We start from the raw sequence: 11732 nt of genomic DNA on the forward strand, positions 1-11732 counted from the left end.
TTCTTTTTGGGTTTCGGGGGATAGATGCAGCTATACGGCGGAAGGTTGCTTATAGCGCTATCAGGTAACAAAGAAATTCTGGCATTTACAGGTGCTTGATGCTGGAGGGCCCGGTGGCGTCCATTTTCACCCGGGAAGGTTTGCCGCTGTAAGCCACTTCACTAGCGCCCACGGCGTCGCCTTCGAGGCTGCCGGTCACGTGGAGGCGGGCCTTGCACACGCCGGCGATGGAAACCTTGGTGTCAATGGTTTTGAGGTTGGCTCCTGCCAGCTCGCAGGCCCCGGCCGCGTCGAGGTCGAGGTTGTCGGCCTGGCCGGTGGCGGTGGTGCGGCAGGCGCCGGCCTGCTCCAGCTTCAGGGTGCCGAAGCTGCCGTTGAGGCGCAGGTGGCTGGCGCCGGCCTGCTCCACGCGCAGCTCTTCCTGGCGCTCGAAGCCGCCGAAGTCGGCGTGCACGGCCCCGGCCAGCTCCAGGCGCTCGATGCTGGGCAGCTCGATGCGGATGAGCACCTTGCTTTGGTTGTTGCCCCAACTGCCGCCGAAAAAGCCATTGCTGTTGCGGGGGCGAATTTGCAGCTCGTCGCCCTTTACCTCCACGCGCATCTCGTTCAGCGCCTTGTCGTTGCCGCCGGCTTCCACTTTGAAGCCGTCGCCGTGGCGCACCACCACGCGGTAGCCGCCGGCCACGCTCACCCGGCTGAAGCCGGATTCCTGGAAGGTGCGGCGGGCGCTGCCGTAGCTGTTCATGTCGGTGTCGAAGGAGGGGGCGCCGCCGTAGTTGATGGTGGTGCCGCTGCTGGAGGCCTCGTCGTCGCCGTCATCATTGCTGTCGGCGTTATCGTCGTTGTCGTCGCTATCCACCCGAACGTGTACGTCCTTGCCGTTGATGTTGCCATTGATATGGAGGCCATCCTCGTCGCCGTCTTCGTTGCGGCCGAGCTGCTCATCGGTGCAGCCGATGCACTCCAGCTTGTTGCCGCGCAGGCGGTAGCGGTGCTGCTCGGGGTCTTCGGGGCGGCGGTTGCCCACAAAGTCGTCGTCGTCGAGGATGTTGAAGGCGAAGTCGCGGCTCATGCGGAAGGTGCGGTCGCGGGGCAGGCGAATCGTAAGGCTCAGCTCCTGCTTGCGGAAGGCCGAGTTGGGCAGGAAGGAGAAATGGTCGTCGAACACCAGCGAAGAGTCGCCGCTGGGCCGCACCGTATAGTCGATGGTGGTGAGGGCCGTGCGGCGGGCATCGGCTTCGTTCACGCCTTTGGCGCTCAGGGTGCGCAGCACTTCCACTACTTTGCCACTGTCGGCGGCGGCGAGGTTCACGTCCACGTGCTGCTCCCAGTCGCGGTCCACGTGGCGCGAGTCGAACATAACTACCGGCGTGGTCAGCTTGGAGAATTGTTCCAGTTGTTCCACTTCCGCTTCGTACTGGAAATTACGGTTTTGCTGAACTGCAGCCACCGTCACACCCACCACGCTCAGCAACCATAGTCCGAGCAATGACAAGCCCACGGTGCGGGTCAGCAGCGACCGACGGAAGAGCAGGTTCAGGCCGCCCAGCAGCAGGGCCAGCGCCGGAATGCCCAGGGCCAAGAACCCAGCCAGCAGCCCCCAGGTGGGCACGCCGTTGAGCAGCACGTGGGTGAAAATCATGTTTTCGGCATTGGGAAACAGGCCGATGCTGGCACCCAATGCAATGGCCAGCGCCAGGAGCAAGCCAAATCCGGTCATCGTCAGCAGGATGCCCGCCACCACCCGAATGGCCGAGCCCACGAAGTCAACGGCGGGGCGCATGGCCCGTGCGGCATCTTCCACAAACGCGCCCACGGGGCGGTTGGTAGTATCCGGGCCGTCGGCAAAGGCGTTGTTGCGGGCGCTGCTATCGAAGCTTTCCAGCGTGATGGCGTCGCCGCGCATACGGAGCTTGTCCGAGACCGTTTTGGCCTCGGGCAATACTATCCAGAGAATGATGTAGAGCAGGAAGGTGAAGCCCCCGGCAAACAAACCGGCCAGCATAATCACGCGCACCAGCGTCACATCAATGTTGAAGTAGGCAGCCAGACCGGCGGCCACGCCGGCTATTTTGCCGGTACCCGTGTCGCGGAACAAGCGGCGGCCGGCCAGCGGCCCCGAGTTCAACAACGCCTCGGGGTGGGCGGGAGCATCGTAGCGCTTGGGTAGCAAAATCCAGAGAATGATGTAAGCCAGCACAACCCAGCCGCCAAAATCCACCCGCGTATTGTGGTGCATCCAGACGTTGCTGGCTGGCAAAAAGATGGTGCCGAACACGAAAGCCAGGCGAATCCAGAGCGGATTCACAGCGAAGTACTGGGCGATGCCGGCGGCCACACCCGCAATCTTGCGGTTGGCCATGTCGCGGTACAGGCGCTTGGGTTCGTCGGTGGCGGCTGTAGCGGTGGCCGCGGCCGGTTCGGTGGTGTAGCTGCTGGTGCCGGGGCGGGCGTAGGTGGCCGAGGCGGCGGCTTCTTCTGCCGTTACCTCGTCGTCCTCGTCGGCCTCGGGGGCGAAGTCGCTCACGCGGCCCATTTTGGCCATCATGGCGTTCACATCGTCCAGGCTGATGACCTGCTGCATGGGCGAGAGGCGGGCCGAGAACAGCTCGGCAATGCGGCCCTCGATATCGGCCACAATGTCCTCGTGGCCGCGGTAGTTGGCAAAGTGGGCTTTCACCTCGGCCAGGTAACGGCTAAGGACGTCGAAACCGTCTTCCTCGATGTGGAAGATGATGCCTTGCAGGTTGATACTGATGTTCTTTTTCATGTGAAAGAAGGCCGAACGGGCCAATTGAATGCTGGTGAGTGAAGCAGAAAAAGAAGTGGAGTTAGCGGCTGTCGCCCGGCGGCCGGCTGTGGCGGATGATGCCCACCGAAGTGGCCATTTCCTCCCAGGTGTCGCGCAGCTCCTCCAGGAATTTCCGGCCCTCATCGGTAAGGGTGTAGTATTTGCGGGGCGGGCCGCTGGTGCTTTCCTTCCAGACGTAGTCGAGCAGGGCGGAATTTTTGAGGCGGGTCAGCAGCGGGTAGAGCGTGCCCTCCACCACTATCATGCGGGCCGAAGTCAACTCCTCCAGCATGTCGGAGGCGTAGGCTTCGCCGCGGGCGATGATTTCCAGGATGCAGAACTCAAGGATTCCCTTGCGCATCTGAACCTGGGTGTTCTCGAGTTTCATGGGCGAGTAGGTTGACTAGTGGGTGACGAACAGTACAAATGTATGGTAGGTACTTTGTAACGCAAGGTACTGGATAAATAATTCATTCGAATCCCTCAAAATAGTTTGTTACCCATTGATTATCAGTGGTAAAATTTTTGTTAAATCCGACAGTGTTTTGTTAATAGCTCAGCTTTCAGCCGTGCTGTTCGTGGATGGCCCGGTAGGGAAGTGGTTCACGCCAGGGCCAGTCAGTAGCACTACAGGCTATAAAAAGATGGACCCTGCCAAGCGGGATTCGACAGAAATAGCCCGCATACGGTATTCTGGCCTGAAATTCGCGGGGCCGGACGCACTATAATGGAGTAACTTGCGTTCCGTCCGCGCAAACTTTACCAGACGCCTTTCTATGTCCCAATTTTCCTCAGTTGCCCGCGGGCTCGCCCTCGTGGGGGCCACCGCCGCGCTGGCCCTGCCAGCCGCCGCGCAGTCTACCAAAACGCCCAAGTACAGCAACGAATTTCTGAACATCGGCGTGGGTGCCCGCGCCCTGGGCATGGGCAAGGTGCAGGTGAGCCTGGCCAATGATGCCACCGCCGGCTACTGGAACCCCGCCGGCCTCACCAACCAAACCCACAAGTACGACGGCGTGCTGATGCACTCGGAGCTGTTCTCCGGGGTGGTCAAAAACGACTACGCCGCCTTCTCCATGCCACTCGACGACAAAAGTGCTCTGGGCGTGAGCGTGTTGCGCCTGGGGGTCGATAACATCGCCGATACCCGCGCCTTGGTGAACGAGTACGGCTACGTCGACTACAGCAAGATTGAATACTTCTCGGTGGCCGACTATGCGCTGCTGCTCTCCTATGCCCGCAAGCTGGGCGTGGAAGGCCTGAGCGTGGGCGGCAGCGGCAAAATCATCTACCGCAACATCGGCAAGTTTGCCCACGGCTACGGCTTTGGCATCGACGCCGGTGTGCAGTACAACCACAAGGGCTGGAACCTGGCTCTGATGGCCCGCGACATCACCACCACGTTCAACTCCTGGAACATCAACTCGGCCGAGTATGTGAAGGGGCTCAACAGCAACACGGCCATCAAGTCGGACTCCATCCCGAAAAACAGCACCGAAATCACACTGCCGCGCTTCGTGCTGGGCGTGGGCCGCCGCTTCGATTTGCCGAAGCAGTTCTCCGCCCTCGTCGCTGTCGACCTGGAAGCCACCACCGATGGTCAACGTAACACGCTGATTTCCAGCAAAACGGTGAGTGTAGAGCCCCGCCTGGGCGTGGAACTGGGCTACAAAAACTTGGTATTCCTGCGCGGTGGGGCCGGCAACTTTCAGAAAATCAGCAGCGTAGTCGATAAGTCCATGCAGTGGAAGGGCCAGTACAGCCTTGGGGCCGGCGTGGCCGTGAGCGGCCTGCGCATCGACCTGGCCCTCTCGCGCCTGGCCGTGGAAAAGCTGGGCAGCGCGTCCCAGACCAACTCGCTGATTGTCTCACTGGGCTACGGCTTTAAATAGTAGTCCATCACATTTCATGGCAGTTAGCAAGCTGACTGGCAACTGTCTACGTAGATGTACAATAGTAGTAAATAAATGAATTTTCGAAATAGGATGAGTAAAAACTACACGTATTCGACGCGGAGGTGGGTAGTGCTGTTGATGTGGCTGGGCCTGTGGCTGACCAGTGCCACTGCCCAGGCCCAATCCGGGCCGGTGGGCAACGAATGGATTGTGCCTGGCCAGACGTACTACAAAATGAAAATAGTACGGGATGGATTGTATAAAATTGATTATCAGTATCTGACGCAAGCCGGCATCACCGGCGTGGTACCCAACGAACTCCAAATCTGGCGGCGCGGCCGGGAAATTGCCACCTACGTGGGCGGCAACCAAGCTACACTGGATGCCACCTCGTTTCTCGAGTTCTACGCCGTGCACAACGATGGTCGGCTAGACGTTGAGCTATATAAAAATCCGGCCGACCAGCCAAACCAATACTACAGCCTCTATACCGATACGGCCAGCTATTTCCTGACTTGGCGTAGCGGTACCGCTGGCCGCCACATGCAAGCCCCGGTAGCGGCTGGCGGCACGGTGCATCCGCATTACCTACGCGAGAAGGTGGACCTGCGAAACCTTCCCAACGTTACCAACGGTTATATCGACTACCCGCAGAACCTCAACACGTACCTGCCTTGGCTGGAGCCCGGCGAGAACTTTTTTATGGGGTCGGGGCACGACATTGATGTAAGCTTTACAATTGATTCGGTGTCTGTTAGCCCATCGGCCACGGGACCATTGCCTCGCATCAAGGTGGTATTATTCGGTGCGCAGGATTTTTCCCAGCGTTCGGGCGGGATAGGAGTGCCCCATCATACCCAGGTGACGGTGGTGCCGCCCGCCGGTGCTGGGGGCGACCGCGTGTTGGGGGTGATGAACTACACCGGTTTGGTGCGGGCGCAACAGACGTTTCAACTCCAAGCCTCTGATGTTAGCAGCACCGGCACAGTAACTATCAAGTGCAAAGAATTGGCTCCGGTGGCCACCAACGATAATTTCTACATTTCGCTGTTTCGGACCACCGCTGCCCAGGCCCCTACTTGGCTGGCGAACCGCAACCGGCTGCTTTTTCAGAACGACTCGCTGCTGAACGGCCCCGCCACGTACGAGCTGGCCAATGTGCCCGCTACGGTGGCCGGTTTCGATATCAACGATTTATATAACGTGCAACGGGTGGTGGGCACGCAAGGAACTACGGCTGCCCTGAAGCGCTTCGTGTTTCCGGGCGCAACGGCGCCCACTACGCACCGCCTCCTGCTGGCCGATGAAGCCACACTGCCCAAGCCGCTGCCGGCCCGCCGGGTACGGTTCCGGACCATTGACCCGGCAGTGCCGACGTTCGTCATCATTACGCACCCGCAACTGATGGGGGCCGCGGGGACCACCCCTAACGCGGCCCGCGCGTATGCTAACTACCGGGCCTCGGCTGCCGGCGGGCGCTATGATACACTCATGGTGACCTCGCAGCAGCTCTACGACCAGTTTTTCTACGGCGAAAAGTCGTGGCTGGCCCTGCGTCACTTCACGCGGTGGCTGGTGGCGGCCACACCCAACGCCACCAACCGCTACCTGTTGTTGCTGGGCAAGGGCATTGTGCCTAGCGAGCCGGTATATAATCCAGCTACTGGAGTTTTCTCCTATTTCGCTCGTGGTGGGGAGTTTGGTCTCGACCTGGTGCCCACCAGCTCCCGCTCCGTGTCGGATAACCTGCTGACTGCGGATTACGCCAACAATAACTTTGTGGCCCGGATGCATACCGGCCGCCTCACTGTAACTACTCCGCAGCAGATAATGAATTACCTGAATAAGGTAATTGACCAGGACTTGCAGAACCTGGAGCCGCTCGGAACCCAGCCCTGGCGTAAAAACGTGCTGCATCTAGTTGGGGCCAAAGATGCTAACGAAGCCATTGAATACAAGTCTTATATGGATGCGGCGAAGGCCCACGTGGAACGCCCGTTATTTGGGGGGCACGTCGAGACAGAGGTTCGGAATACGCCGCTGCCGGTCAACGTCGATATTTCGGCCCAACTTAATGCCGGGGTTTCGGTGATTTCCTATTTTGGCCATGCGGCGCCCACCAGCTTCACCTTCAATTTTGGCATGCCCTCTACCATGCCGTCCTTTGCAAACTACCGAAAGTATCCGTTCTTGTTTTTGAGTGGCTGCGCTGCTAACTCAACCTTCACCCGGGCAGCTACCGTGGTAGAAGACTGGCTGTTTGCCGACCGCAAGGGCGCGTTGGGTTCGCTGGCCGAATCTGGTTTCAGCTACGCAACGCCCTTGCAGATGGCCCAGGATACGCTCTACAGGCTGTTGTTCAACGACCCGGCTTGGTACGGCAAGCCCATTACGGTGGTGCACGACGAGGTGGTGCGCCGCCTGCAAAGCACTTTCACGCAGGACTACGAAATAGAACAGCTGCTGTGCACCGGCTGGCAGGGCGACCCCACCCTGAGCCTGTACGCGCCGCCACTGCCCGATTTCATTGCCAGCTCAGCCAAGCTTTCCATTGTGCCGGCCCCGGGCCAGACCACGGTGCGGGCCGATTCGCATGACTTCGTGCTGAACGTGGGCGTCTCCAACCCCGGCAAAATCCCCTACGAGCCCCTGGAAATTCGGGTAACCCGGAAGTTTAACGGCGCAACTCCGGCCCGGGCCGACTCGGTGTATACCTTCACGCGGCGGGCCGCCTGGGGCCCCGATACCACCTACGCCCTGCCCATGCGCAATAGCGTAGGGGCCAGCGGAGGTAGCACCTTTACGGTGGCTCTGGACCCGAATAACCGGATAGCGGAAGTCAACGAGAACAATAACACGGCCCAAATCGACTATACTTTCTTGAGTGGGGGCGTGTCAATCCTGAGCCCTGCTGAGTTTGCCATTTCGGGCACCAACCGGCCCCGGTTGGCAGTGCAGTCGAACACCCTCACAGGGGGGCAGCGCGATTACGATTTTGAGATTGATACCGTAGCTACCTTCAACGGGGCCGTGCAGCGCGCCACCATCACGGCCGGCCTGCTGGCAGAGTGGACGCCCACGCTGCCGGCCCGCCTGGGCCAGCGCGACAGCTTGGTGTGGTATTGGCGTGCCCGTTTCCACACTCCAGCTACCGGCGAAAGCGGCGACTGGGCCACTTCCTCAATACGCGTAATTCCGGGCAGTCCCGGCGGCTGGTCGCAGAGCCACTACACGCAGTTCAGGCAGGATGCGCGCACCGGCGTGGAGGTGAAAGCCCCCACCGGCCGCTGGGAATTTGCGGCTACGCGGGTGCCGCTGGTGCTGCGCACCCGGGGCGGGGGAGCACCCCGCAGCCTGCCCAACTTCGCTACGCTGAGTGGAGCGGGAATTTACATCCGCACGGCGGCAGGGCAGCCTTCGGTGTATGGCTGCGGCGTGCGCTCGCCCAACCTGCTGATTGCCGTGTACAGCGGAGCCTCGCTACAGCCCGTGGCCATGGACACCATCTTCAAAAGGTGCGGCCAAGCTCCGGACTATTTTTATTACTTCTCGGCGCCCGACCCGACCGGCACTGCCGTGCTCGATACTCTCGACAACCTGAACTATAGTGCCGTTCGGCAGCAGAAGCTCGATGCCTTCCTGACAGCTATTCCGGCCGGCTCGTACGTAGCCGTGGTATCGGCCAACCGGCTGCGCTACTCGCTACTGCCCGCGGCCCTCAAAACCCGCCTGCAAACCCTGCTAGGCTCCCAGCTCATCACCCGGCTAGCCGATGGGGAGCCCCTGGCGCTGCTGGGCCAGAAGCTCACCGCCACCACCGGCCGCCTGGTGCACGAAACCGGACCAGATGCCAGCAGCACCGTCGCCAAAAACCTTCAGACCATCGTGTTGCGCGACACCTTGCAACTGTCCAATCCGTCGGGCCGCATTGTTTCGACGCGCATCGGCCCTGTCAAGCAGTGGACCAACCTGTATAGCACCATCCGTACCCTCACGCCGAATGGCCAGCACACGCTGAGCGTGGTCGGCATCGACTCGCTGGGCCATGAAACGGTGGTGCTGCCCAATGTGACGCGCGCAGTGGAGCCGCTGACGTCGGTGGTTTCGGCCAAAACCTACCCTTACCTGCGCCTGGAGCTGGCCCTGTCCGATAACGTGACCCGTATTCCGCCGCAGCTGGAGCAGTGGCTCGTGACCTCGCAGGGAGTGCCTGAAGGTGTGGTGCGGCACGACCTGGCCACTACCGCAGATTACGACCCGGCCAAATTTGCGCGTCAGGCCGCCGATTCTGCCTACATCACCTTCCCGGTGAAATTTCAGAATATTTCGGATGTGCCCTTTGCTGCCCCCCTGATAACCCGGGTAAACCTGCGCTCGACCACAGGAGGCCAGGCGATTGTGGCCACGGCCGATGTACGCACCACCACGGTGCTGCTGCCGGGCGATATCCTGACCATCCCGGTCAAATTCAGTATGATTGGTAAGTTCGGCACTTTCGTGGTGGAAGTGGTGGTGAACCCGCGCCTGCAGCGCGAGCAGAACTACGCCAACAACGAGCTGTCGCTGCCCGCGTTCACGGTGATTGACCACAACGTGCCCCCGACCCTTGACGTGGCTTTTGATGGCCGGCACATCCTCAACGGCGAGCTGGTGTCGGCCATGCCCGTCATCAACATTCAGCTCAACGACGAAGACAAGTTCCGCCACATCACCGATGCCTCGTTTTTCACTGTGCTGCTGCAACGCCCCGGCCAGACGGTGCCCAGCGTCATGGACGTGAACAGCAACAACTTCCACTTCAGCGTGGACCAGACCAACGGCAGCGTGGCCAAGCTCACCTACGAGCCCGGCAAAAATGGCCCGCTGCCCGACGGTATGTACACCCTCGAAGTACAGGGCCGCGACCCCAGCAACACCAGCGCCGGCGCTCAAAATTTCCAGGTGAAGTTTGAAGTGGTGAACGCCTCGCAAATCTCTAACGTGTACCCGTACCCCAACCCGGTGGTGAGCAAGGCCCGCTTCGTGTTCACCCTGACCGGCCAGGAACTGCCCCGCAACATGAAAATCCAGATTGTGACTCTCACCGGCAAAGTGGTGCGCGAGATTTTTATGAACGAGCTCGGCCCGCTGCACATCGGCAACAACATCACCGATTTTGCCTGGGACGGCACCGATACCTACGGTGACCGCCTCGCCAACGGCACTTACCTCTACCGCGTGGCCCTCGACGACCCCGGCGCCCAGTTCGGACACCGGGCCACCGGCGGCGACAAAGCCTTCAAGAACGACTGGGGCAAGCTGGTGCTCATGCGCTAGGTTCCGCCTGTCATTGCGAGCGCAGCGAAGCAATCCGTCCTGTTCCCACCGACCAGCCTAATAATGTGAAAAGCCCCGGTTCTGCACAGAGCCGGGGCTTTCTGGTAAAAGAGCGTGGCTGGTTTTGACAGGACGGATTGCTTCGCTGCGCTCGCAATGACAAACGAAGTCTAGCGCCGCCGCAACGTCACGAAGCTAAAGGGGTAGGCGTGGCGCTCGTCGGCCTCATGGCGCTCGCGGCTTTCCTCGCGCCACTCACTGGGGCTGAGGACGGGGAAAAAAGCGTCGCCCTCAAAGGAATGGTGGACTTCGGTGAGGTAGATGACATCGGCGGCGGGCAGGGCTTCGCGGTAGATTTCACCGCCGCCTATCACGCACACTTCCTCGTCCAACTCGCGGGCGCGGGCTAGGGCGGCGGGCACCGATGCAGCGGTTTCGCAGCCGGGGGCGGACCAGCCAGGCTGGCGCGTGACTACGATGTTGGGCCGCTTGGGCAGAGCACGGCCGAGGCTGTCGTAGGTGCGGCGCCCCATCACCACGGGATGGCCCAGAGTGAGGCGCTTGAAGTGCTGCAAGTCATCGGGTAGGTGGCCCCAGGGCAGCTCGCCATCTTTGCCGATGGCATTGTTTTCGGCTACGGCCACGACGAAGGAAATCATGAGTGAATAGGTGAGGAGGTGATGGTATTGGGTCTTTGAGGCCCCGCCCCTACATTGTTCTTTAAGCCGGCAGCTTGAACCCGCGCAGCAACTCCTGCACCGGCATCCGCTTCTTGCCCTCCAGCTGCACGTCCAGCAAATCGAGCCAGGCATCGGCGGCGGCTACGCGTAGGTACTTCTTGCCATCCGAAGCCCAGGTGCCGGCGGATACAGAGTCAGCCTCAAAAGGCAGGGCAGCGGCGCGGAATATCTTGATGATGCGCCCATCGGGCAGGGCGGCGAAGGCGGTGGGAATGGGGGAGAGGCCGCGCACCCAGTTCACGAGTTCGGCAGCGGGACGGGCAAAATCGAGGCGGCCGGTTTCCTTCTGGAGCTTGGGGGCGGGGCGTAGGTCGGACCGCTGTTCCTGCGGGGTGCTGGGCGCGGTGCCGGCCGCAATGGCCTCTACCGAACGGCGGGCCAGGGCCGCGCCCACCAGCTTCAGCCGGTCATAGACGCTGCCGAAATCATCCTCCGGCGCGATGGCGATTTTATCCTGAAAGATGAGGTCGCCAGTGTCGATTTCGTGGCGCAGGAAGAAGGAGGTGACGCCCGTTTCGGTGTCGCCGTGCATCAGGGCCCAGTTGATGGGGGCCGCGCCCCGGTACTGCGGCAGCAGCGAGCCGTGGATGTTGATGGAGCCCAGCCGGGGCATGTTCCACACGGCCTCGGGCAGCATGCGGAAGGCCACGACCACCTGCAAATCAGCGGCGTAGCTTTTGAGCTCGGCTTGAAATTCGGGCGATTTCAGGTTGGTGGGCTGGAGCACGGGCAGGCCGTGGGCTTCGGCGGCCTGCTTCACTGCCGAGGCCTGGAGCTGCCGCCCGCGTCCCGCCGGCCGGTCCGGAGCCGTGACGACGGCCACCACCTGCCCGCCGGGCCAGGCCAGCAGGCTTTCGAGGGTGGGCACGGCAAAATCGGGGGTGCCCATGAAAACCAGGCGCAGGGGAGTATTCATGGGGCAAAGAAAACGCCGGACCCGCCAACCCGCCCCCGAAACGCCAAAAAAGTCCCGAAGCCCTGATTTTTGAA

At 61.1% G+C, this 11732-nt stretch carries 6 protein-coding genes; 2 read left to right on the forward strand and 4 right to left on the reverse strand.

Going from position 1 to position 11732, the window contains the following annotated elements; translation table 11 throughout:
• Positions 1–85 precede the first annotated feature (85 nt).
• The gene (locus tag ACYU7Q_RS00875; protein ID WP_460607543.1) at positions 86–2770 is read right to left on the reverse strand and encodes a PspC domain-containing protein; all 2685 of its coding nucleotides are present in this window, start codon (positions 2768–2770) and stop codon (positions 86–88) included.
• Between the two features lie 61 nt (positions 2771–2831).
• Positions 2832–3179 carry a PadR family transcriptional regulator gene (locus tag ACYU7Q_RS00880; RefSeq protein WP_460607544.1) on the reverse strand — a complete coding sequence of 116 codons (348 nt, stop codon included), beginning with the start codon at positions 3177–3179 and terminating at the stop codon, positions 2832–2834.
• A gap of 388 nt (positions 3180–3567) precedes the next feature.
• Between ACYU7Q_RS00880 and ACYU7Q_RS00885 the strand changes: the two genes are divergently transcribed.
• Positions 3568–4683 carry a putative type IX sorting system protein PorV2 gene (locus ACYU7Q_RS00885; protein WP_460607545.1) on the forward strand — a complete coding sequence of 372 codons (1116 nt, stop codon included), beginning with the start codon at positions 3568–3570 and terminating at the stop codon, positions 4681–4683.
• 93 nt (positions 4684–4776) lie between these two features.
• Entirely contained in the window at positions 4777–10002 is a 5226-nt protein-coding gene (gene porU2, locus ACYU7Q_RS00890) for a putative type IX secretion system sortase PorU2 (RefSeq protein WP_460607546.1), read from the forward strand.
• 170 nt (positions 10003–10172) lie between these two features.
• On the opposite strand, the gene ACYU7Q_RS00895 is transcribed toward porU2, so the two are convergent.
• Both ACYU7Q_RS00895 and fmt read right to left on the reverse strand, forming a co-directional pair.
• On the reverse strand, positions 10173–10661 hold the full coding sequence (locus ACYU7Q_RS00895) for a dihydrofolate reductase (protein ID WP_460607547.1): 489 nt from the start codon (positions 10659–10661) through the stop codon (positions 10173–10175).
• Between the two features lie 61 nt (positions 10662–10722).
• Positions 10723–11658, reverse strand: coding sequence for a methionyl-tRNA formyltransferase (fmt, locus tag ACYU7Q_RS00900; protein WP_460607548.1), 936 nt, complete (start codon positions 11656–11658; stop codon positions 10723–10725).
• Positions 11659–11732 lie beyond the last annotated feature (74 nt).

Source organism: Hymenobacter terrigena (assembly GCF_054776515.1).